The following is a 20,723-nucleotide window of genomic DNA, read 5'->3' on the forward strand; positions in this document are numbered from 1 at the left end:
GCGGGACCAGGTGCTGTGGACGGAGCTGTCCTTCTGGGCCGGCACGGTGTTCGGCATCGCCGCGATCGTGCTCGGCATCATCGCGATCCGCCGGAAGCGGGGGCGCGGAGCGGGCATCGCCGCGCTCATCGTCGCCGTCCTCGGCGCGATCATCTTCTTCGTCGCCGTCTTCACCGCTTTCGCCGTCGGCGGGGCGGCGGGGTACGCCACCTTCACCACCTGACGCGCGGCGCGCGCCGGAACCTCAGCGGGGGGCGTGGTGCTTCTGCTGTGCGGCAAGAAGTCCTTCGTCGACGAGGAGCTCGACGGCGTCGGCCGCGTCGCCCACGAGCAGGGGCAGGTTCGCGCGCTCGTCCTTGCCGAACGGGGAGAGCACCCAGTCGGCCGGGTCCTGACGCCCCACCGGGCGACCGATGCCCACGCGCACCCGGGGGAAGTCCGGGCTCGTGAGCGCTCGCGCGATGTCGCGGACGCCGTTGTGCCCGCCGTGGCCTCCCCCGGTCTTGAGCTTGACCGTGTCGAACGGGATGTCCAGCTCGTCGTGCACGACGACCACGTGATCGAGGGGGACGGAGTAGAACCGGGCGAGCGCCGCGACGGGCGTGCCCGAGACGTTCATGAACGTGTTCGGCTTCGCGAGCACGAGCTTGTCGGCGCCGGGGCGGAGCCAGGTCTCCACGACCCGCGCGCCCCCCTTGTGCTCCCGGAAGCTCTCGCCGCGGCGGGCTGCGAGCTCGTCGACGACCATCTGGCCGATGTTGTGGCGGGTCGCTTCGTAGCGGGGTCCGGGGTTGCCGAGACCGACCACGAGCCAGGTCGCTGCCATTCCTCGTCCTCTCTCGCCGGAGCCGTCGCCCCGGTCAGGATACGACGGAGGGGACGCGATCCGATCGCGTCCCCTCCGTGATGAAGCAGGCGGAGATCACTCCGCGGCGGCCTCCTCGGACGCCTCGGCGGCACCCTCGGCGGACTCGCCCTCGGTCTCCTCGTCCTCGACCGGAGCGGCCGGGACGGAGATGGCGACCACGAGGACCTCGGCGTCGGTGAGGAGCGTCGAGCCCTTCGGGAGGGTGACGTCGGCGGCGGTGATGTGCGCGCCCTCCTCGAGACCCTCGACCGAGACCTCGATGTTCTCGGGGATGTGCGTGGCCTCGGCCTCGACCTGGATGGTCGTGGCGTCGAGGTTGACGATGGTGCCGGGGGCCGGCTCGCCGGTCACGACGACGGGGACGTCGATGGCGACCTTCTCACCCTTCTTCACGACCAGGAGGTCGATGTGCTCGATGATCTGGTGCACCGGGTCCTTCTGCACGTCCTTGACGAGGGCGAGCTGCGAGGTGCCCTCGATGTCGAGGTCGAGCAGCGCGTTGGCGCGGCGGATGATCAGGGAGACCTGGTGACCCGGCAGCGCGACGTGCACGGGCTCGGTGCCGTGGCCGTAGATGACCGCGGGGATCTTGCCGGCGGCGCGCAGACGACGGGCGAAGCCCTTGCCGAAGCTGCTGCGCAGCTCGGCGTGGACCGTGGTGTCTTCAGACATGAGGTTCTCCTTCGGGCACGCAGCGAAGGCGCCGCGCGGTGGTCTTGGAATTGTGGACTCGAACGCGGACGCGTGAGGAAAGCCACCGGGCTTGCTTCGCCGCGTCGATCACGGACGTCCGCGCACGCGCAGAAGCGTCCCTCGCCGAGGTACGACTCCATGGTACCGGATGACCCGATAGGCTGAGGACACCGGTCCCCTCTGCAGAAATTCGGAGTACCTCCATGCTCGACGCCGCGTTCCTCTCTCACGTCCTCCTCTGGGTGATCGGCGCCATGTCGCTGTGCGCCGCCGTCGCGACCGGCGCCGCCCTGTTCTCCCTCGGCCGCTCGGGCTACCGCAAGGACTGAGCGTCCCCCGGCGCTCTCGTGATCGCGATGAGCGCCTTCCGGATCGCCGCCACCTCGCGCCTCAGCGGAAGCGCGGCATCGACGCGGAGCCCGACCTCGTCGTCCCGCAGCGGTTCCCACGCGTCGAGCTGGGAACCGAGCAGCGCGGCCGGCATGAAGTGATCGGGCCGGTCGCCCAGCCGTCGTGCGAGCGTCTCCCGAGCCACCCCGAGCTCGACGAAGACGGCGTTCGGCGCCTCCGCCCTGATGGCGTCCCGGTAGTGCCGGCGCAGGGCCGAACAGGCGACGACGATGCGCGTCTCGGCGGCGAGCGTCCGTCCGACCACGCGGAGCCACGGCATCCGGTCGTCGTCGTCGAGAGGGATGCCCGCCGCCATCTTCTCGACGTTGGTGAGCGGATGCAGGTCGTCCCCGTCCACGAAGCGCGCCCCGAGGTCCTCGGCCAGCGCCGCGCCCACCGTCGACTTCCCGGAGCCGCTGGGCCCCATCACGACGATGCGCACGCTCATGCCCGTCGCCTCCCGGCTCAGTAGAACTCGACCGTGTCGACCACGGCACGCAGCTCCCGGCCGTCGAGCAGCCGGGTGGCGTTCTCGGCGAACCTCCGTGCGATGCGCTCCTCCTCCTTCGAGCTCAGAGCCGCCGTGTGCGGGCTGACGAGGACGCGGGGGTGCGTCCAGAGCGGCGAGTCGGCGGGCAGCGGCTCCTGCTCGAAGACGTCCAGCCCGGCGAAGCCGACGCGGCCATCGTCGAGCGCGGCGAGAAGCGCCGTCTCGTCGACGACGCTGCCGCGTCCGACGTTGGTGAGGATGACCCCGGGCTTCACGGCCCGGAGGACCTCCTCCCCGATGAGATGCCTGGTCTGCTCCGTGCCCGGCAGCGTGACGACGATCGCGTCGACCTCGCCCACCGCGTCCACGAGCTCGTCGGGCGCGATGAGACGGTCGACACCCTCGACCGCGCGGCCGGAGCGGCTGGTTCCCCACACCCGGGCGCCGAGCGCGTGGAAACGGCGGGCGCACTCCGCGCCGATGCCGCCGAGTCCGACGACGAGCACGGTCATCTCGTCGACCTGACGCATCTCCCAGCGGTCGGGCCAGGTGCGCTTCCGCTGGTCGTCGAGCAGCCGCGGGAGGTCCTTCGCCCCGGCGAGCACCGCGAAGAGCGCGAACTCGGCCAGCGTTCCGCCGTGGACGCCCGCGCTGGTGGTGAAGACGATGCGGTCGAGGTCGGCGCGGTCGAGTCCCGCCGCCTTGACGGTGCTGCCGCCCCCGGCCGCCGTGGTCATGACCCAGCGCAGTCCCGGATTGGCGGATACCGTCCGCGCCAGCGCCTGCGGGTCGACATCGGGGATGCCGAAGAGCACGTCCGCGGAGTCGACGAGATCGTCGAACGCGCGCTGCTGTTCCGGGGTCCGGCTGAATTCCGGGTCTCCCGACCAGTCGGCAGGGCCGCGCATAGGAGGCACGAGCGCCGCATCGTGGACGACCTCGAGCCGCGGCTCGAGCTCTTCGATAAGCCCGCACAGCTCCTCCGCCAACGGCACCGCGACGACGGCGCGGACCTTCTTCTCGGACTCCGTCACGACCGACTCCCTCCAGCTCCTGTGCTCTCCTCAGCGTAGAGGTCCCGAGCGTCCCGGCCGCCCGGCACCGCGGACGATGACCGGGTCGCGTCACGGGTGCGCCTCGATCCGCCCTACAGCGATACGCTGAACTCAACCCTTCTTCACGATCGAGGAGCCTTCCGTGCCCGAAGCATCAGCGAACATCGGAGTCGTCGGACTCGCCGTCATGGGGTCGAACCTCGCCCGCAACCTCGCGAGCCGCGAGGGCAACACCGTGGCGATCTTCAACCGCAGCTACGAGAAGACGCAGACCCTCCTCGACGAGCATCCCGAGGCGGGCTTCATCCCGGCGAAGACCTACCAGGAGTTCGCCGATTCGCTGCAGAAGCCGCGTACCGCCATCATCATGGTCAAGGCCGGAGCTCGACCGACGCCGTGATCGACTCTCTCGTCGAGGTCTTCGAGCCGGGCGACATCATCGTCGACGGCGGCAACGCCTACTTCCCGGACACCATCCGCCGCGAGAAGGCCGTCCGCGAGACCGGCATCAACTTCGTCGGCGCCGGCATCTCCGGCGGCGAGGAGGGGGCCCTCACCGGCCCCTCGATCATGCCGGGCGGCTCCGACGAGTCCTGGGTCACGCTCGGGCCCATCCTGAAGTCCATCGCCGCGGTCGCCGAGGGCGAGCCCTGCGTGACGCACGTCGGCCACGACGGCGCCGGCCACTTCGTCAAGATGGTGCACAACGGCATCGAGTACGCCGACATGCAGCTCATCGCCGAGGCGTACGACCTCATCCGGCGCGGCACCGGCAAGACGCCCGCGGAGATCGCCGAGATCTTCGCCGAGTGGAACCGCGGCGAGCTGGAGTCGTACCTCATCGAGATCACCGCCGAGGTGCTGCGGCAGGTCGACGCGTCCACCGGCAAGCCGCTGGTCGACGTCATCCTGGACCAGGCCGGCGCGAAGGGCACCGGCGCCTGGACCGTGCAGACCGCGCTCTCCCTGGGCGTGCCGGTCTCGGGTATCGCCGAGGCGACCTTCGCCCGCTCCCTCTCCTCGCACCCCGAGCAGCGCGCGGTCGCCGCGGCGCTTCCTGGCCCGGACGAGGAGTTCACGGTCCCGGCCGACGAGGTCGACGCCTTCGTCGAGGACGTCCGCCTGGCGCTTTACGCCTCCAAGATCGTCGCCTACTCGCAGGGCTTCGACGAGATCCGCGCCGGTGCCGCCGAGTACGGCTGGAACATCGATCTCGGTGCGATCTCCAAGATCTGGCGCGGCGGCTGCATCATCCGTGCACAGTTCCTGAACCGGATCGCGGACGCCTACGCCGAGACCCCCGACCTGCCGGTGCTGATGACGGCTCCGTACTTCGCCGAGGCGCTCACCCGCGGCCAGGCGGCATGGCGCCGCGTGGTGGTCACGGCGGCGCAGTCCGGCATCCCGGCTCCGGCGTTCTCGTCGTCGCTGTCGTACTACGACGGCATCCGCGCCGACCGCCTCCCGGCCGCTCTCGTGCAGGGCCAGCGCGACTTCTTCGGTGCGCACACCTACAAGCGCATCGACAAGGAGGGCACCTTCCACACGCTGTGGTCGGGCGACCGCTCCGAGATCGAGGCCGAAGACACGCACTGACCTCGGGTCTTCGAAGGGCCGGGCACCGCAGGGTGCCCGGCCCTTCGTGCGTCAGACGAGGATGTTGTGGTTGCGGCGGAACACGTTCTGCGGGTCCCACTGCGCCTTCACCGCCCGCAGACGCGCGTAGCCGTCGCCGTCGTACATCCCGGACACCGCGTCCGGCCGCTCGCGGTCGACGAAGTTGCTGTACTCGGCGAGGCGGCGCCCGACGATCCGCTGCGCGTCGGCGGCGGCCTTCTCACGCTGCTGCTCGTCGAGCATCCCGGGGACGTCGAAGGCACCGGCCATGACGAACCACGTGGCGCTGCGCGCCGGGAAGGCCGTCTCCTCCTGCTGCACGTCGCCGAACGCCCCGCCGAGGGACCGGAGGAAGACGACCGAGGCGGGGTACTCCCGCCGATAGGCCACCAGCCGATCGATCGTCTCGTCGTCGAGATCGGCGACGAGACCGTTCCCGCCGAGGAACCCGGGAGGGGCGGGGGCCTCGCCGCCCTCGGGCTGCGGCATCTCCATCAGGATGTCCCGGTAGGCGGGCTCGGTGATCTCCGTCGTGACACCGTCGAGCGCGGTGATCGGCGCCAGTTCCACGCGCAGCGCTTCCGGGTCGGGCGCCGCCCATACGGAGGTCAGCCGGGCATCGGCCGGAGCACTCGGGTCCATGGGCGGCACGCCCATGTACGTGACGGTGAGCTCGCGCGGGGCGTCGCGGAGGAGTTCGCGCGCGGCCCGGAGCACGGCGGTCGCGTCGCCGTCGACGACGGACTCGGCCAGCGCGATCCCCGGCAGGCGATGCGCGTCGAAGTCGAAACGGGTGACGATGCCGAAGTTGCCGCCACCGCCGCGCAGCGCCCAGAACAGGTCGGGATGCTGCGTGGCAGACACCTCCACCACGTCTCCGCTCGCGGTGACGACCTGGGCGCCGACGAGCTGATCGACGGCGAGGCCCCAGGCGCGCACCATCCAGCCGATGCCGCCGCCGAGCGTGAGGCCGCCGACACCGACGCTGGCCGTGTCGCCGGAGCTCAGGGCGAGGCCGTGGCCGGCGAGGGCTGTCGCGACATCGCCCCAGACCGCACCGCCACCGATGCGCACAGCGGTGCCGTCGACCTCGATCGAGGAGAGCTCCCCGAGTTCGAGCCGCAGACCGGGAGCGGAGGCGTGGGACCAGGGCCCGTGTCCGCCGGAGACGACGGTCAGGGGGACAGCCTCCTGCGCGGCGGCGCGGACGAGCGCGGCGACCTCGGAGACGGTGGAGGGACGGTGGACGGTGGGCTGTGCGGATTCGACGTGGTCGACCATGAGCACACGGTAGACCCGGGGTCGGACATCGGGGAAGAGGGGCGGCCCACCGTCCGCCCCTCCCCCGCGCCGCCCGCTATCGGGTGATGTCCCTCACCGTCCCCTGCGTCAGACGCAGCCGTTTCGTCGCCCGCCGCGCCACCGCGGAGTCGTGCGTGACGACGACCATCGTGATGCCCTCCGCGCAGAGGCGTTCCAGCAGGTCGAGGATCTCGTCGCGCATCCTCTCGTCGAGGTTGCCCGTCGGCTCGTCCGCGAGCAGCACCCGGGGGCGCTTGACGATCGCCCGCGCGATCGCGACACGCTGCTGCTGCCCACCGGACAGCTCCGCCGGACGATGGTCTCCGCGGTCCGCCAGGCCGACGTGGGCGAGAGCGGCGGCGACCCGGGTGCGTCGTTCCGCCGGGTCGATGCCGAGCGGCTCCAGGGCCATGTCGACGTTCTCCGCCGCCGTCAGCGTGGGGATCAGGTTGAACCCCTGGAAGACGAATCCGATCTCCTGCGCGCGGATCCGTCCCAGCTCCGACGGCGAGGCCGACGACAGTTCACGGCCGTCCAGCTGCAGCGTCCCGGAGGTCGGTCTGTCGAGCGCCCCCAGTAGTTGCAGCAGCGTCGACTTGCCCCCTCCGGTCGGCCCCTGGATCGTGACGAAGGCGCCGGGCATGATCTCCAGGTCGACGCCGGTGAGTGCCGTCACCCTCCGTCCCCTCCGCGTATAGGTGCGGGTGACGCCCGTCGCCCGGTACAGCGGGGTCGCCGCCGACGAGGCCGGAACGCGGGCCTCGGAATCCGTCATCGTGGTCATCTCGGTCTCCTTCTCTCCTGTGTGGTTCGCGACGCCGCTCATGCGACGGACCGCAGGGCCTCGGCGGGGCTCAGCCGCGCCGCCCGCCAGCCTCCGAAGGCGCCGGCGACGAGCCCGCCCAGCACGGCGAGGCCCACGGCGGCGACGAGCACCCAGGGGGTCAGCGGTGCCTGCAGCACGATGTCGGTGGCGGTCTCCGCGCCCGGGGCCATGCCGCCGGGGCCGCCGAAGCCGCCTCCTCCCTCCGGGCCTCCGCCGACGGCCGCGGAGCCGGCGGCCACGGTCGGCTGCGCGACGGTGATGATCAGGATCCCGGCGAGGCCGAGCACGAGACCTGCCGCTCCTCCGAGGAGTCCCTGCACCATCGACTCCCCGGCGACCTGGCGCACGACGCGGCCGTTCGACCACCCCATCGCCTTCAGGGTGCCGAACTCGCGGGTGCGGCGGCCGACGCCGGAGAGGGTGAGGAGCACCGAGAGCAGCACGGCGACGGCGAGGACGATGATCGACAGCCAGGTGCCGAGGTTCGTGACGAGCGCCGTCGCGTTCGAGAGCGAGCCGGACACGGTCGCGGCGAGCTCGGACTGCGAGGAGACGGTGGCGTCGGGAAGCTCCTCCGCCAGGGCCGTCTGCACCTCGTCGATGGACGCCGCCGAATCCGCCTGCACGTACACCGTGGAGATCACGTCCTCCACCCCGGCCAGCTCCTGCGCGGTGTCGAGCGGGAGGTAGACATCCGCCGCGGTGTCTGCGGCATCCGACGCCGACGTGAGGAGGCCGACGACCTCGACGTCGGAGCCCGCGACGTCCAGGGTGTCGCCGACGGCGATGTCCTCGCTCGCGGCGTACGTGCTGTCCACCAGCGCGACGAGCGCTCCGCTGTCATCGGTGTCCAGCCCACGCCCCTCGCCGATCGCGGCGGAGGCCAGCGGGCCGACCTCCGACGCGGACGGGTCGATGCCCAGGACGGTGAACGAGTCGATGCCGAAAGCACCGCCTCCACCCCCGCCGCCACCCTGCGGAGGAGCCTGGCCCTCCGCGGGCGCCTCGCCGCCCTCCGCACCGTCCTGCCCGCCGAAGCCGCCGCTCGGCAGCTCACCGGAGAAGGTCGAGTTCGTCAGGCTCAGCGCACCGGTCGCGGCGGCGACGCCGTCGGTACCGGCCACCGTGTCCAGCACCGCCGCATCGAGCGTCGTCCGGCCGAAGTCCGTGCGCAGGGTCGACTGCTCCAGGGTCGTGGTCTCGCCGTCGCTCTCCCCCGCGTCCTCGTCGAACTCGAACCGCGGCCCCGTCCCGTCGCCCGGTTCCGCGGCGGCACCCGTGACGGTGAGATCCGTCCCGACCCCGTACACCGCCGCGAGCGACTGCGCCTGGGCGTCGCGCACACCGGTCGTCAGGGCGTTCACCACGATCACGAGTCCGATCGCGATCGCGAGACCGATGGCCACGATCGCCGTCTGCTTCTTGCGGCCCGCGAGTTCGCGCCGCAGATATCGTCCGTACATGTCTCTCCTCCCGCCGCGACGATCGCGGCGCGGAACCGACGCTAGGGACGGCCGTTATGCGGATTCGAGGGACGGATGATGAGGGTTCTATGAGGCGGACATCTCCCAGAGAACCCATAGCCCGCTCCATAGAAATCACATAGGAAGTTCCGCAGAATAGAGGCATGACCAGCGACCTGCCCGAACTGCGCCGCCCCGACGGCTCCCCTTTGCGCATCCTCGCCGTGGACGACGAGCAGATGCTCACCGATCTGCTCGCGATGGCCCTGCGCATGGAGGGCTGGGAGGTGCGCACCGCCTCCTCCGGTCTCGAGGCGATCCAGGTCGCGAAGGAGTTCGAGCCGGACGCCCTCGTGCTCGACATCATGATGCCCGACCTCGACGGGATGGCCGTGCTCAAGCGTCTCCGCGAAGCGGGCAATCTCGTCCCCGTCCTCTTCCTCACGGCCAAGGATGCCGTGGGCGACCGCGTCGCCGGGCTCACCGCCGGGGGCGACGACTACGTGACCAAGCCCTTCAGCCTGGAGGAGGTGATCGCCCGGCTCCGCGCGATCATCCGGCGCACCGGACACGCCAGCGCCGACGACGGGCAGTCGATCCTCCGGGTCGCCGATCTCACGCTCAACGAGGACAGCCACGAGGTCGTCCGGGACGGCGTGGAGATCGAGCTGACCGCGACCGAGTTCGAACTGCTGCGCTACCTCATGCGCAACGAGCGCCGGGTGCTGTCCAAGGCGCAGATCCTGGACCGCGTCTGGAGCTACGACTTCGGCGGCAAGTCGTCGGTCGTGGAGCTCTACATCTCCTACCTCCGGAAGAAGATCGACGCCGGGCGCACGCCCCTCCTGCACACCGTGCGCGGCGTCGGCTACATGATCAAGGCCCCGCAGTGAGCGGAGCGACGGTGACGCGACGGCCCATGAGCCTGCAGACGCGGCTGATGACCGCGGTGATCGGGTTCGTGTCGCTGATCCTCGTCATCGTCGCCGTCATCACCAGCGCCACCCTCGGCAGCACGCTCGAGGACCAGCTCGACAACAAGGTGAAGAGCTACGCCGCGACGATCCGGGATCGGATCGTGGAGGGCATCGCACCGTCCGAGGCCACCGTCGACAACATCCTGTATCGCCTGGACCCCATGCCCGGACTTCTGCTGTCGCTCGGCAGCCCCATCGCGGGACCGAGCGGCGTCGCCTTCGAGGACAGCCGCGGGGCGCTGAACAGCACGCCGCAGCCGCTCACCCCCGGTCAGCTGCAGCAGCTCTACGGAACGGTCGCACTCGGGACCCCTGCGACGGTCTCCTTCGACGGTCTCGGCTCGTATCGGGTCGTCGCGACCACCGCGAGCAACGGCGTCGTCGTCGTCACCGGGCTCCCGCGCGACGACATCCAGCATCAGCTCACGCAGCTCCTCACCGTGATCCTGCTCGCGACGGCGGGCGGCCTGATCCTCCTCGCCCTGACGACGGCGGTCACGATCCGTGTCGGGCTGCGGCCACTGCGGGCGGTTGCGGCGACCGCGACGAGGGTCGCCAATCAGCAGCTCGACCGCGGCGAGGTCAGCATCACCGAACGCGTGCCGGCGAGCGAGGCCGATCCGCGGACGGAGACCGGGCTCGTCGGCGCCGCGCTCAACAAGCTCCTCGACCACGTGGACACGTCCCTCTCGGCGCGGCAGAAGAACGAGGAGCAGATGCGCCGGTTCGTCGCCGACGCGAGCCATGAGCTGCGTACGCCCCTGGCCTCGATCCGCGGCTACTCGGAGCTCTCCTTGCGGGCACTGCGTCAGGCACCGGAGGCGACGAAGGAAGACGCGGTCATCGAGGGCACGACCTCCTCCCTGGAGCGCATCCAGGCGCAGTCGCTGCGGATGACGCGGCTCGTGGAGGACCTCCTGCTCCTGGCCCGCCTCGACGAGGGCCGCGAGCTCGTGTACGGCACGGTCGACCTCGCCCAGCTCGCCCTCGAGGGCCTCTCCGACGCGCGGCCGACCGCGGCCGACCATCACTGGAACATCGAGGTGCCGGACGAGCCGGTCACCGTCCTCGGGGATGCCGGGCGGCTGCATCAGGTCGTCGCGAACCTGCTGGCCAATGCCAGGACCCACACCCCCGCGGGGACCACGGTGACGCTGAGCGTGGCCCGGGAGGGCGACGAGGCCGTGCTCCGCGTGCACGACGACGGCCCGGGGATCGATCCCGCCCTCCGCGACGAGCTCTTCGCCCGTTTCGCCCGCGGGGACAGCTCCCGCGCCCGGCAGACCGGAGGGACCGGGCTCGGTCTCGCGATCGTCAAGGCCATCGTGGAGGGCCACCACGGCCGCATCTCGGTCGACAGCGAGCCCGGCGACACGACCTTCACGGTCCGGATCCCGATGACTCCTCCCGGCGAGACCCCCGACGTCTGACCCGGGGGTTCCTTCTACCCCGTTCAGCTGCACGACCGGAACCCGCCCGCACGACTGATCCGTTCACACCTTCGTGCACCCGTCCCCCAGTCGTGCAGGTGTCCCGGCCGGTCAGGTGTCCCCCGGTCGTGCACCCATCCCGTCGGCACGATCCGGGGGCGGATGCACGACGAGACCGGGGATTCGGTCGTGCGGGTGTCGCGGGGTCGTGCAGGTGTCGCAGCGTCCCCGGGCCGGGGGGACGGAGGACGATCCGGGTCAGTAGCCGGCGAAGGCGTCCGTGGTGAGGGAACGGGCCTTCTGCAGCGCGGGCGCGAGGTCGGCGATGAGCCGCGGCGGCCCGGAGATGAAGGCGTGCCGCGCCGAGAGGTCCCCCACCGCGTGCTCCAGGGTCTCCGCGTCCAGGCGGGCCCCCTGCGCCCAGGTCCAGTGCGCGGGGAGGCCGGCCGGCTGGTCGCGGGTGAACACGACCGCGCGCACACCCGTCGCGGCGAGCTCGTCACGGAAGGCGAGCTCTTCCGCCGAGGACGCCACGTAGACGAGGACGATGTCGCGCCGCTCCCCCGTCGCCTGGAGCTGCCGGAGCTGCGACACGAACGGGGTCACGCCGATGCCGGCCGCGACCATGAGCACCGGCTGCTCGCCGCGCGGGAGGATGAAGTCGCCCCAGGTTCCGGTCACGGCGAACGTCGCACCGGGCTCGGCCGCCGCGAGAGCCCGCTTGTAGCTCGACGGGTGCTGCTGGTCGCCGTTCTTGTACGCGATGCGAAGGGTCGGAAGGTCGGCCGGAGCGGACACGATGCTGAACTCGCGGCGCGTCCCCCGCGCGTCCGGCCGTCGGTGCGGCACGTCGAGCTCGAGATACTGCCCGGGGAGGAACCGCACGCGGCCCTTCGCCCGGAAGGTGAGCTCCTGGGCGGTCGGCGTCACGGAGGTGCGACTCTCGAGGACGAGACGCACGGACCCGCGGAGCGCGAACGCGAAGGCCACGAGGTTCCCGATGAGCAGAGCGCGCTCCTGCCCGAGCGTGAACAGACCGGCCACCGAGATCGGCCACCCCGCGAGCACGCCCACCACGACGGCGACGACGAGCTGCTGCCGACGACGCGGCGGGAGCGTCAAGGGCTCCGACAGCATGAACGCGCCGAGGAAGAGGAACGGCGACTGGAGCACCGCGAACGACAGCGCCGTCACGACGTCGAAGGCCACGTCGAACTGCACGGCCTGCACCGCCTGCCGCACGATCGAGGTGGCGACGGCGACGACGAGGAAGAGCAGGACGACCCCGACCTTCTCCGTACGCCAGAGCACGGCGAGCCCGAGGAGGACGACGGGGATCACGAGCACCGGCGTGCCGACCCACCAGGAGGACGAGGTGCCGAGCCAGTCGAACACCCCGAACGCCCCCAGGATCGACACGACCGCGGCACCGAACGCCGCCGGGTTGAAGATGTGCCGCCCCCGCCAGGCGATGAGGTACTTGGACACGCTGGCCACCGCGCCCGCGATGGCGAGGCCGAGCAGCGCCGACGGCTCGATGCCGGGACGCAGCACGAACAGGAGGATGAGCGCCGTGACGAGTGAGGACTCCACGCGCCAGGGCAGGCGGAGCAGGCGCTGCGCGACCGCGTCCACGGCCGAGATCACGACCGCGAGCACGAGGAAGGACGCCACCAGCTCCATCGGCGTCGGAGAGACGATCGCCCCGAGCAGGGACAGCACGAGGGCGATGAGCGCGAGGGCCGTCAGCGCGAACAGCACGAGACGGTACATCGACAGTGAGCCGAGCACGGCGAGGACGCGCTGGCGGGCGGCGGCGAAGGCGGTGGTCATGGTGTCCTGTCTCCCACGGTTCCGGCGGCTCGCGCAGGAGCTGCGGTGAAGAGCTCGGCGTGGCAGCCGGGCGAGCGCTGCACACGGCCGTCGGTGGTCATGCGCACCCATTCGACGCCCCAGCGGGCGGCCAGCTCCGGGCCGCCGTCGAAGAAAAGCGCGGTGGCCACGGCATCCGCCCTCATCGTCTCCGGGGCGAGTGCCCACGTCGCGGCCCAGGTGCGGACGGGCTGTCCTGTCCGCGCATCGAGCACGTGGTGGAGGCCCTCACCCCAGGCCCGTCGATTGACGGCCGATGCGCACAGCGCGCCGTCGGTGACCTCGACGACGCCGATCGCCTTCCGCGCATCGAACGGGTGCTCGAGAGCGACCCGCACGCCGGCGCCGCGCACCCGGATGTCCCCACCGGCATCCACGACCACGTCCCCGGGGACGTCGGCCAGCACCGCCATCACCCGGTCGACGAGACGGCCCTTGCCGAGGGCGCCCACGTCGAGGAAGGCGGGCGCGTGCGCCTCGACCGTGTCCGCCGACCAGGTCAGCAGGGACGTCCAGGACGCGGGAGCGGGGCGGGGCTCCCCGGCCCGCAGCGAGTACGCGGCGTCATAGCCCAGGGCCTCCAGGCTGTCGGCGACCAGGGGGTTCACCGCACCGACCGTCGCGGCATCGAGCTCGCGATAGGCGTCAAGCATCGGCCCCGCGTCCGGCGAGGACAGGCGACCGCCCGACCGGCCGAGACGCACCACGTCGGAGTCGTCTCGGAAGCGGGACCAGAGGCGATCGAAGCGCTCGATCTCGGCGGTCACGGCCGCGCGGACGTCATCCGTGAGCGCGGCACCGGTCTCGATCTCCCACCCGGTGCCGATCGCCTCGAATCGCCACTCCCCCATGAGGACGCCTCGCGCCTAGGCGGCGGCCTGCTCCTTGATGGAGGCCACGGCATCGTTGAAGCCGCCGCTCGTGAGCGAGGATCCAGCGACCCGGCTGACGTTCAGCTCGTCGATCGGCTTCCCTACGACCTCGTCGGCGATCCCGTCGATGAACTCGCCCTGGTACCGCTCGGTCTCCGGAGCCTTCGGGTCGCCGGTCACCTCGACCTCCGTCACGACGCCGTCGGCGAGGGTGAGCGTGACGGTGATCTCCTCCACCGTCTCCGGAGTCTGGTACGAGCCGTCGGCGGTGTACGTGCCGTCGGTGTAGGTGCCGGAGGCGTCACCCCCGCTCGAGGAGGACGAGGTGCTCGACCCCGCGGTCTCGTCGGTGCCGGTCGAGGTGTCTGCGGCGTCGCCGGTCGACGAGCATCCGGCGAGGACGAACAGCCCCGCGATCCCGAGAAGGGCGGAGCCCGTGCGGACAGAGGTCGGAACGGTCGTGCGGATCATGGGGTCCTCCGTGGTCGTCGTCGGTCGACTCTTCCGTCGATGACTCGACCGTAAGCACCGGGGCTATGCGCGGGCTGTGCCGTCCCGATGAGTTACGCGTCCCCGCCGAACATGCTCGTGACGGAGCCGTCTTCGAAGACCTCATGGATCGCCCGCGCGAGCAGCGGCGCGATCGGCAGCACCGTGAGGTTCTCCCAACGACGCGACGCGGAGAGCGGGATGGTGTCCGTGACGACGACCTCGTCGATCGCCGCGTCCTGCAGCCGCTCGGAGGCCGGGTCGCTGAAGATCGCGTGGGTCGCCGCGACGATCACGCGGTGCGCGCCGTTCGCCTTCAGCGCCTGCGCGGCCTTGACGATCGTGCCGCCGGTGTCGATCATGTCGTCGACGAGGAGGCAGGTGCGCCCCTCGACGGTGCCGACGATCTCGTGCACGGAGACCTGGTTGGCGACCTTCGGGTCGCGGCGCTTGTGGATGATCGCGAGCGGCGCGCCGAGGCTGTCCGACCAGGTGTCGGCCACACGCACGCGGCCCATGTCCGGAGAGACCACCGTGAGGATCTCGCGGTCCTCCGGCGTGAGCGTGCGCTCGAAGTGGTCGAGGAGCACCGGCTTGGCGAACAGGTGGTCGACGGGGCCGTCGAAGAAGCCCTGGATCTGAGCGGCGTGCAGGTCGACGCTCATGACGCGGTCGGCGCCGGCCGTCTTCAGCAGATCGGCGACGAGGCGGGCGCTGATGGGCTCGCGGCCGCGGCCCTTCTTGTCCTGACGCGAATACGGATAGTACGGCGCGACGACGGTGATGCGCTTCGCCGAGGCGCGCTTGGCAGCGTCGATCATGATGAGCGTCTCCATGAGCCACTCGTTGACCGGCTCGCCGAAGGTCTGCACGAGGAAGAGGTCGCAGCCGCGGATCGAGACCTCGAAGCGGGCGTAGATCTCGCCGGAGGCGAAGGTACGGTGCTCGACCGGAGCGATCTCGGTGCCGAGCGACGCGGCGACGGCCGCCGTCAGCTCGGGATGCGATCGACCACCCGCGATGACCAGACGCTTCTTCGTCTTGGCGACGAGGCCGGGGGCCACGCCGTTGTCGCGATCCAGGTCGACCGTCTTCTTCTTCCGGGCCATGCTCCGCCTATTCCGCCGAATTCTCCCGGGCCGCGGCATCCGCCGCGCCCGTCCCTGCTCTGTTCTTCTCGACCCACCCCTCGATGTTGCGCTGGGGGGCCACGCTCATGGCCAGGGCACCGGCCGGGACGTCCTTACGGACGACGGCGCCGGCGCCGGTCTTCGCACCAGGACCAAGCCTAACGGGCGCGACCAGCACCGTGTGCGAGCCGGTGTGCACCTCGTCGCCGATCTCCGTGCGGTGCTTGTTGACGTCGTCGTAGTTGGCGGTGATGGTGCTCGCCCCGAGGTTCACGCCGCGGCCGATCGTCGCATCACCGACGTACGACAGGTGCGGGACCTTGCTGCCCTCGCCGATCTCCGCGTTCTTCGTCTCGACGTAAGCGCCGATCTTGCCCTTCGGGCCGAGCACGGTGCCGGCGCGGAGGTAGGAGAACGGGCCGACGGTCGCCTCGGCGCCGATCACGGCCAGGGTCGCGTCGGTCCGGCGGACGACCGCGTCCTCCCCGACCTCGCAGTCGACGAGAGTGGTGTCCGGACCGATCGTCGCCCCCGCGGCGATCGTCGTCGCGCGCAGGATCTGCGTGTTCGGCAGGATCGTGACGTCGGGGGCGAGCGTGGCGTCGTCGTCGATCCAGGTGGTCGCCGGGTCGACGATCGTGACGCCCTCGAGCTGCCAGCGACGGACGATGCGGGCGTTCAGACGACGGCCGACCTCGGCGAGCTGGGCGCGGTCGTTGACCCCGAACGTGACCTCGACGTCCGACACGATCGACGCCGCGACCCGGTCGCCGTCCCGACGCACGAGGCCGGGCACGTCGGTCAGGTACATCTCGCCCTGGGCGTTGTCCACGCCGATCCGCGGCAGGTAGGTGCGCAGCGTGGCGGCGCGGAACACGTACATGCCGGCGTTGATCTCGCTGACCGCCGCCTCCTCCGCCGTGGCGTCCTTCTGCTCGACGATCCGGTCGACCGTGCCGTCGGCGTCGCGGATGACCCGTCCGTAGCCGGTGGGGTCGTCGACGAGGGCGGTCATGAGGGTGGCCGGGGCTCCGGAGGCGCGGTGCTCGTCGAGGAACGTGGAGAGCGTCTCGGCATCGGCCAGCGGGCAGTCGCCGGAGAGCACGAGCACATCGCCGTCGAAGTCCGCGGGCAGCGCGTCGACCGCGACCTGGACGGCGCGGCCCGTGCCCGGCACGTCGTCCTGGTCGACGAAGACCGCGTCCGGGTAGTCCTCGCGCAGCGCCGCCACGACCTGATCGCGCTCATGGCGCACGACCACCTCGATGTGCGCCGGCTGCAGACGGGTGGCCGTCGTCAGCACGTGTCCGACCAGAGGCCGCCCGCTGATCCGGTGCAGCACCTTCGGCAGGCGCGACTTCATGCGCGTGCCTTGGCCCGCGGCGAGGACGACGATGGCGAGGTTGTTCCCAGTCATGCTCCGCCGCCAGGACTCGAACCTAGACCTCACAGCTCCAAAGGCTGTCGTGCTGCCATTACACCACGGCGGACCGCGGCGCCCGGGGCGCCGCCCGATAAGTCTGCCACGTCCCGGTCTCCGTTCCTGTGTGTGCGACTCGCGTCGCGCCGGCCCGTCATCCGCCCGAAACACCGCTCTGCGATGCTGGGACGATGAGCCTCGTGATCGACCGTGTCACCGTCGCCACCCCCGAGATCGCGGCCTTCGTCGCCGCCCACCACGCGGAGATGGACGGCACCGCTCCACCCGAGAGCCAGCATGCGCTCCCGCTCGACCGGCTGCTGACTCCGCGCGTCCGGTTTTTCACGGGACGGGTCGACGGACGGATCGCTGCGACGGGCGCCCTCGCGGTCGTGGAGGACGGACATGAGGAGCTGAAGTCGATGCGCACCGATCCCGCCTTCCGCGGACGCGGGTTCGGGCGGACGATGCTCGGTCATCTCCTCGACGACGCCGGCGCGCGGGGCGTCCGGCGGCTCTCACTCGAGACCGGCCGCGACCCCTTCTTCGCACCCGCGCGCGCGATGTACGCCGCCGCCGGGTTCCGCGAGGGCGCCCCGTTCGGCTCCTACCTCCCCGACCCGCACAGCGCGTTCCTCACGATGCTCCTCCCCGCGTCCTCCGCGGCCACGACCCCGCCGCACGCGATAATGAACGGATGAGCGAGGCGGATGAGGTCGATCGGATCGTCGGCGCGTGGAACACGCAGCGCCCCGACCTCGACTTCTCCCCCCTCGAGGTGCTGTCCCGCATGGACCGCCTCTCCCGACACCTCGACCGCGCGCGCCGCGAGGTGTTCCGCCGAAGCGACCTCGAACCGTGGGAGTGGGACGTGCTGTCGGCGCTGCGCCGCGCCGGGTCGCCGTTCCAGCTCTCCCCCAAGCAGCTCCTGCAGCAGACCCTCGTGTCGAGCGGCACCATGACCAACCGCATCGACCGTCTGGTCGGCCGTCGCTTCGTGCGCCGTGAAGCCGACCCGGCCGATGGTCGCAGCGTGCTCGTGACCCTGACCGACGACGGCCGGGTCCGGGTGGACGCCGCGATCACCCGGCTCGTGGACGCCGAGGCCGACCTGCTGCGCGCCCTCTCCCGCGCCGACCGGGACCGACTGGCCGCCCTGCTGCGGAAACTGAGTCTCAGCTTCGACACCTGACCCGGACCCTGTGCGGTTCGGTCCGACCCGTCCGGTCTGTTCCGCCTGCACGATCCGTGCACGGCTGCCCGGGAGAAGTAGTCACCTGGTCGTGCATCCGGACCCGGGTCGTGCAGGCGTCGCAGGACCGATCCGACACGAGTCGTGCATCCGGACCCGGGTCGTGCAGGCGTCGCAGGACCGACCCGGCACGGATCGTGCGAACGGGCAGGTCAGGGTCCGAGGAGGAGGCGCCGGTTCTTGGCCGGGACGGTGTCGGGGAGCGTGCCGACGACCTCCGCGATCGACACCGCCTCGAGAGAGGCCCTCCAGGCCTCGTGGGCACGGCGCATGACGACGGCGAGTCCGCACGGCGCGGTGCAGTCCTCCGGACGGGCGGCGCCTCTCCCCTGCTGACGGAGTTCGCGGCAGATGTAGGGGTCGGCGGCGCCGTCGACCGCGGTGACGAGGTCGAGGATGGTGATGCTCTCGGGCTCCCTGGCCAGGCGGAAGCCGCCGCGGGGCCCCGTGCTCCCGGTGAGGATGCCGGCGCGGACGAGCTTCGCGAGCTGCTTCGACAGGTACGGCCCCCGCACGCCGAAGTGCTCGGCGAGCTGTGCTCCGGACACCGTCGAGCCCGCGGGGAGCTGAGCGATCACCGCGACGGTGTGCAGCACCCACTCGGAGGTCTCCGGGAGTTTCACTTGCCCATCGTATCCGGGCGTCCTATTGTGGACACGCAATATCCATGATTGAAGGATTGGGCATGCGCATCGCGGTCGCAGGAGGAACGGGCCGGATCGGGCGCCTAGTCGTCGAGGAGGCCCGGCGTCGGGGGCATGATCCGCTGTCGCTCAGCCGCGGCGAGGGTGTCGACCTGACCGCGGGCGAAGGTCTCGCGACGCTGCTGCGCGGAGTGGACGCGGTCGTCGACGCGACGAATCCTCCGGTATCCGACGTCGCCGAGGCCGAGCGGGTGTTCACCACGCTCAGCCGCACGCTGCTCGCCGCCGAGGACGAAGCCGGGGTCGGCCACCATGTGGCCCTCTCGATCGCGGCGCTCGATCGCGTGCGCGGCAACCCCCACTACGCAGGCAAACGCGCCCAGGAGCGAGAGGTCACTCGTGGCCCCGTTCCGTTCACCATCGTGCGGGCGACGCAGTTCCACGACTTCCCCGCGATGATCGCCGAGTGGAGCATCGAGGACGGCGAGGGCGTCGTGCCCCCGCTGCTGCTGCAGCCCATCGCGCCCGCGGACGTGGCTGTCGCCCTCGTCGACGCGGCGGAGTCGCCGGCGCTCGGCGGCTCGTTCGACATCGCCGGACCCCGCACGGAGGACGCCGTCGACATGGCGCGCCGCACTCTCGCGGCGTGGGGTCGCGACCTTCCGCTGCGCGCCGCGTGGAAGGGTGCCGCGCTCGGCGTCGAGTTCGCGGGTGAGGTGCTGCTCCCCGGCGACGACGCGCGCACGGCGGCGACGACCTTCGACGACTGGCTCGCCGCCGAAACCCGCTGACACCCCGACCGGTTCCGGGCCTCCCGTCCGGTCCCCTCGTTCCGGATGCACGACCAGGGTTGAGACGTGGGACGAGAACCCCGGAACGGTCGTGCAGGCGCAACGGGATCGTGCAACCGAGGCAGGAGTGGCCGCGGCCCACGGACCCTGCCCGAGCGGTCGCCTAGGCTGGGAGCACCCGGTCGCAGCCCCGCGACCCCCGCTCCGAAGGCCGAGACATGGGCATGCCCTCCCCGCTTCCCGTGCGCGACGGGGTCGGCGCGACCCGGCTGCACGTGCCGATGACGGGTGCGTGGCCGACCATCGCCGCCTACATGGTCGAGCGGTTCTTCCACCTCGATCCGGAGCGGCTGCTCGTGCGCTTCGACCGCGGGGAGATCGTCGCGCGCGATGGCCGGCCGCTCTCCCGGGACACGCCTCTCGGCGCCGAGGAGTTCGTCTGGTACTACCGGGAGCCTCCGGTCGAGAAGGAGATCCCGTTCACCGAGGAGATCCTGCACCAGGACGAGCATCTGGTGGTGGTGGACAAGCCGCACTTCCTCCCCACCACGCCGGGCGGCAAGTACCTGCAGAACTCCACCCTCGTCCGGCTGCGCAATCGCCTCGGCAACCCGGATCTCACGCCCATCCACCGCCTCGACCGGGCCACGGCGGGGCTGCTGATGTTCTCCGCCCGCCCTGCCACCCGCGGCGCCTACCAGCTGCTGTTCGAGGACCGTCGTGTGGAGAAGGTGTACGAAGCGGTCTCCGCGCGCCCGGCGGACTGGGATCCGTCGCGGTTCCCCCTCGTCTACCGCAACCGGATCGAGAAGCTCCGCGGCCGGGTGTGCGTGCAGGTGGATGAGGACGGCGAGCCGAACTCCGAGACGCTCATCGAGGTCATCGCCGCCGACGATCGCGTCGTGCACACGCTTCTCCGTCCGCACAGCGGGAAGATGCACCAGCTCCGCGTGCACCTCGCCGCGCTCGGCCTCGGCATCCTCCACGACGGCTTCTACCCCGTGCTGGAGCCGGAGCGTCCGGACGACTTCAGCCGCCCGCTCCAGCTCCTCGCACGCGAGCTCCGGTTCACCGATCCGCTGAGCGGGCAGGAGCGCACGTTCACCACGTGCCGGAGCCTGCAGGAGGCCCCGGCACGCTGA

At 71.2% G+C, this 20,723-nt stretch carries 21 protein-coding genes, 1 tRNA gene and 1 pseudogene; 9 read left to right on the forward strand and 14 right to left on the reverse strand.

Translation table 11 applies throughout. The features are described from left to right. Nucleotides 1-10 precede the first annotated feature (10 nt). Nucleotides 11-223 carry a hypothetical protein gene (locus AC2W7E_RS09505; RefSeq protein WP_485988991.1) on the forward strand — a complete coding sequence of 71 codons (213 nt, stop codon included), beginning with the start codon at nt 11-13 and terminating at the stop codon, nt 221-223. A 21-nt stretch (nt 224-244) separates the two neighbouring features. Here the strand turns inward: AC2W7E_RS09505 and pth are convergent, their stop codons facing one another. Together pth and AC2W7E_RS09515 are read right to left on the reverse strand one after the other, a co-directional pair. Then, complete coding sequence (pth, locus tag AC2W7E_RS09510) at nt 245-826, reverse strand: aminoacyl-tRNA hydrolase (protein WP_025105649.1); 582 nt, start codon at nt 824-826, stop codon at nt 245-247. Nucleotides 827-922: 96 nt separating this feature from the next. After that, nucleotides 923-1,540 (reverse strand): 50S ribosomal protein L25/general stress protein Ctc, encoded by a 618-nt coding sequence (locus tag AC2W7E_RS09515; RefSeq protein WP_025105648.1) that lies wholly within the window; start codon nt 1,538-1,540, stop codon nt 923-925. 224 nt (nt 1,541-1,764) lie between these two features. Here AC2W7E_RS09515 and AC2W7E_RS09520 point away from each other — a divergent pair, with 224 nt between their 5' ends. Then, on the forward strand, nt 1,765-1,890 hold the full coding sequence (locus AC2W7E_RS09520) for a hypothetical protein (protein ID WP_255218687.1): 126 nt from the start codon (nt 1,765-1,767) through the stop codon (nt 1,888-1,890). On the opposite strand, the gene AC2W7E_RS09525 is transcribed toward AC2W7E_RS09520, so the two are convergent. Beyond that, a complete protein-coding gene (locus AC2W7E_RS09525; RefSeq protein WP_374459400.1) occupies nt 1,875-2,399 on the reverse strand; it encodes a gluconokinase in 525 nt (174 codons plus the stop codon). The genes AC2W7E_RS09520 and AC2W7E_RS09525 overlap by 16 nt on opposite strands. A gap of 17 nt (nt 2,400-2,416) precedes the next feature. Further along, nucleotides 2,417-3,475: a D-2-hydroxyacid dehydrogenase gene (locus AC2W7E_RS09530; protein WP_374459402.1), complete on the reverse strand. Its 1,059-nt coding sequence runs from the start codon at nt 3,473-3,475 to the stop codon at nt 2,417-2,419. Nucleotides 3,476-3,683: 208 nt separating this feature from the next. Here AC2W7E_RS09530 and gndA point away from each other — a divergent pair. After that, nucleotides 3,684-5,092, forward strand: a pseudogene (gndA, locus tag AC2W7E_RS09535) (NADP-dependent phosphogluconate dehydrogenase). Nucleotides 5,093-5,143: 51 nt separating this feature from the next. On the opposite strand, the gene AC2W7E_RS09540 reads toward gndA, so the two are convergent. The 3 genes from AC2W7E_RS09540 to AC2W7E_RS09550 form a co-directional block, all read right to left on the reverse strand. Beyond that, nucleotides 5,144-6,394: an FAD-binding oxidoreductase gene (locus tag AC2W7E_RS09540; RefSeq protein ID WP_485988992.1), complete on the reverse strand. Its 1,251-nt coding sequence runs from the start codon at nt 6,392-6,394 to the stop codon at nt 5,144-5,146. 76 nt (nt 6,395-6,470) lie between these two features. After that, on the reverse strand, nt 6,471-7,190 hold the full coding sequence (locus AC2W7E_RS09545) for an ABC transporter ATP-binding protein (protein ID WP_485989048.1): 720 nt from the start codon (nt 7,188-7,190) through the stop codon (nt 6,471-6,473). A 47-nt stretch (nt 7,191-7,237) separates the two neighbouring features. After that, nucleotides 7,238-8,704: an ABC transporter permease gene (locus AC2W7E_RS09550; protein WP_485988993.1), complete on the reverse strand. Its 1,467-nt coding sequence runs from the start codon at nt 8,702-8,704 to the stop codon at nt 7,238-7,240. A 164-nt stretch (nt 8,705-8,868) separates the two neighbouring features. On the opposite strand from AC2W7E_RS09550, the gene AC2W7E_RS09555 reads away from it, so the two are divergent. Then, nucleotides 8,869-9,597 carry a response regulator transcription factor gene (locus tag AC2W7E_RS09555; protein WP_025105641.1) on the forward strand — a complete coding sequence of 243 codons (729 nt, stop codon included), beginning with the start codon at nt 8,869-8,871 and terminating at the stop codon, nt 9,595-9,597. A 26-nt stretch (nt 9,598-9,623) separates the two neighbouring features. Beyond that, the gene (locus tag AC2W7E_RS09560; RefSeq protein ID WP_485988994.1) at nt 9,624-11,111 is read left to right on the forward strand and encodes a sensor histidine kinase; all 1,488 of its coding nucleotides are present in this window, start codon (nt 9,624-9,626) and stop codon (nt 11,109-11,111) included. A 258-nt stretch (nt 11,112-11,369) separates the two neighbouring features. Here AC2W7E_RS09560 and AC2W7E_RS09565 read toward each other — a convergent pair whose 3' ends face one another. From AC2W7E_RS09565 to AC2W7E_RS09590, 6 genes are all read right to left on the reverse strand, one after another. Continuing rightward, a complete protein-coding gene (locus AC2W7E_RS09565) occupies nt 11,370-12,944 on the reverse strand; it encodes an FAD-dependent oxidoreductase (RefSeq protein WP_485988995.1) in 1,575 nt (524 codons plus the stop codon). Further along, the gene (locus AC2W7E_RS09570) at nt 12,941-13,834 is read right to left on the reverse strand and encodes an FAD:protein FMN transferase (RefSeq protein ID WP_485988996.1); all 894 of its coding nucleotides are present in this window, start codon (nt 13,832-13,834) and stop codon (nt 12,941-12,943) included. Before AC2W7E_RS09570 ends, AC2W7E_RS09565 begins: the two co-directional genes overlap by 4 nt. 15 nt (nt 13,835-13,849) lie before the next feature. Continuing rightward, on the reverse strand, nt 13,850-14,326 hold the full coding sequence (locus tag AC2W7E_RS09575) for an FMN-binding protein (RefSeq protein ID WP_062636521.1): 477 nt from the start codon (nt 14,324-14,326) through the stop codon (nt 13,850-13,852). Nucleotides 14,327-14,418: 92 nt separating this feature from the next. Further along, complete coding sequence (locus AC2W7E_RS09580) at nt 14,419-15,453, reverse strand: ribose-phosphate diphosphokinase (RefSeq protein WP_025105636.1); 1,035 nt, start codon at nt 15,451-15,453, stop codon at nt 14,419-14,421. Nucleotides 15,454-15,460: 7 nt separating this feature from the next. Continuing rightward, entirely contained in the window at nt 15,461-16,891 is a 1,431-nt protein-coding gene (gene glmU / locus AC2W7E_RS09585; protein WP_025105635.1) for a bifunctional UDP-N-acetylglucosamine diphosphorylase/glucosamine-1-phosphate N-acetyltransferase GlmU, read from the reverse strand. A 1-nt stretch (nt 16,892) separates the two neighbouring features. Continuing rightward, nucleotides 16,893-16,964: transfer RNA gene (locus AC2W7E_RS09590), tRNA-Gln, on the reverse strand. A gap of 121 nt (nt 16,965-17,085) precedes the next feature. Between AC2W7E_RS09590 and AC2W7E_RS09595 the strand changes: the two genes are divergently transcribed. Further along, nucleotides 17,086-17,595 (forward strand): GNAT family N-acetyltransferase, encoded by a 510-nt coding sequence (locus AC2W7E_RS09595; protein ID WP_249521350.1) that lies wholly within the window; start codon nt 17,086-17,088, stop codon nt 17,593-17,595. Continuing rightward, the gene (locus AC2W7E_RS09600; RefSeq protein ID WP_025105633.1) at nt 17,592-18,086 is read left to right on the forward strand and encodes a MarR family winged helix-turn-helix transcriptional regulator; all 495 of its coding nucleotides are present in this window, start codon (nt 17,592-17,594) and stop codon (nt 18,084-18,086) included. Before AC2W7E_RS09595 ends, AC2W7E_RS09600 begins: the two co-directional genes overlap by 4 nt. Nucleotides 18,087-18,298: 212 nt before the next feature. On the opposite strand, the gene AC2W7E_RS09605 is transcribed toward AC2W7E_RS09600, so the two are convergent. Next, complete coding sequence (locus AC2W7E_RS09605) at nt 18,299-18,769, reverse strand: RrF2 family transcriptional regulator (RefSeq protein ID WP_485988997.1); 471 nt, start codon at nt 18,767-18,769, stop codon at nt 18,299-18,301. A 62-nt stretch (nt 18,770-18,831) separates the two neighbouring features. On the opposite strand from AC2W7E_RS09605, the gene AC2W7E_RS09610 reads away from it, so the two are divergent. Both AC2W7E_RS09610 and AC2W7E_RS09615 read left to right on the forward strand, forming a co-directional pair. Continuing rightward, nucleotides 18,832-19,581 carry an SDR family oxidoreductase gene (locus AC2W7E_RS09610; RefSeq protein ID WP_485988998.1) on the forward strand — a complete coding sequence of 250 codons (750 nt, stop codon included), beginning with the start codon at nt 18,832-18,834 and terminating at the stop codon, nt 19,579-19,581. A 218-nt stretch (nt 19,582-19,799) separates the two neighbouring features. Beyond that, a complete protein-coding gene (locus AC2W7E_RS09615; protein ID WP_366215282.1) occupies nt 19,800-20,723 on the forward strand; it encodes a pseudouridine synthase in 924 nt (307 codons plus the stop codon).

This window comes from Microbacterium sp. CFSPD4_SD4, from assembly GCF_057364585.1.

Bases quoted from the DNA above. Each gene is read 5' to 3' on its own strand.
- pth (WP_025105649.1), bottom strand. From the start codon at position 826: ATGGCAGCGACCTGGCTCGTGGTCGGTCTCGGCAACCCCGGACCCCGC.
- AC2W7E_RS09515 (WP_025105648.1), bottom strand. From the start codon at position 1,540: ATGTCTGAAGACACCACGGTCCACGCCGAGCTGCGCAGCAGCTTCGGC.
- AC2W7E_RS09520 (WP_255218687.1), top strand. From the start codon at position 1,765: ATGCTCGACGCCGCGTTCCTCTCTCACGTCCTCCTCTGGGTGATCGGC.
- AC2W7E_RS09525 (WP_374459400.1), bottom strand. From the start codon at position 2,399: ATGAGCGTGCGCATCGTCGTGATGGGGCCCAGCGGCTCCGGGAAGTCG.
- AC2W7E_RS09540 (WP_485988992.1), bottom strand. From the start codon at position 6,394: ATGGTCGACCACGTCGAATCCGCACAGCCCACCGTCCACCGTCCCTCC.
- AC2W7E_RS09545 (WP_485989048.1), bottom strand. From the start codon at position 7,190: ATGACGGATTCCGAGGCCCGCGTTCCGGCCTCGTCGGCGGCGACCCCG.
- AC2W7E_RS09550 (WP_485988993.1), bottom strand. From the start codon at position 8,704: ATGTACGGACGATATCTGCGGCGCGAACTCGCGGGCCGCAAGAAGCAG.
- AC2W7E_RS09555 (WP_025105641.1), top strand. From the start codon at position 8,869: ATGACCAGCGACCTGCCCGAACTGCGCCGCCCCGACGGCTCCCCTTTG.
- AC2W7E_RS09560 (WP_485988994.1), top strand. From the start codon at position 9,624: ATGAGCCTGCAGACGCGGCTGATGACCGCGGTGATCGGGTTCGTGTCG.
- AC2W7E_RS09565 (WP_485988995.1), bottom strand. From the start codon at position 12,944: ATGACCACCGCCTTCGCCGCCGCCCGCCAGCGCGTCCTCGCCGTGCTC.
- AC2W7E_RS09570 (WP_485988996.1), bottom strand. From the start codon at position 13,834: ATGGGGGAGTGGCGATTCGAGGCGATCGGCACCGGGTGGGAGATCGAG.
- AC2W7E_RS09575 (WP_062636521.1), bottom strand. From the start codon at position 14,326: ATGATCCGCACGACCGTTCCGACCTCTGTCCGCACGGGCTCCGCCCTT.
- AC2W7E_RS09580 (WP_025105636.1), bottom strand. From the start codon at position 15,453: ATGGCCCGGAAGAAGAAGACGGTCGACCTGGATCGCGACAACGGCGTG.
- glmU (WP_025105635.1), bottom strand. From the start codon at position 16,891: ATGACTGGGAACAACCTCGCCATCGTCGTCCTCGCCGCGGGCCAAGGC.
- AC2W7E_RS09595 (WP_249521350.1), top strand. From the start codon at position 17,086: ATGAGCCTCGTGATCGACCGTGTCACCGTCGCCACCCCCGAGATCGCG.
- AC2W7E_RS09600 (WP_025105633.1), top strand. From the start codon at position 17,592: ATGAGCGAGGCGGATGAGGTCGATCGGATCGTCGGCGCGTGGAACACG.
- AC2W7E_RS09610 (WP_485988998.1), top strand. From the start codon at position 18,832: ATGCGCATCGCGGTCGCAGGAGGAACGGGCCGGATCGGGCGCCTAGTC.
- AC2W7E_RS09615 (WP_366215282.1), top strand. From the start codon at position 19,800: ATGGGCATGCCCTCCCCGCTTCCCGTGCGCGACGGGGTCGGCGCGACC.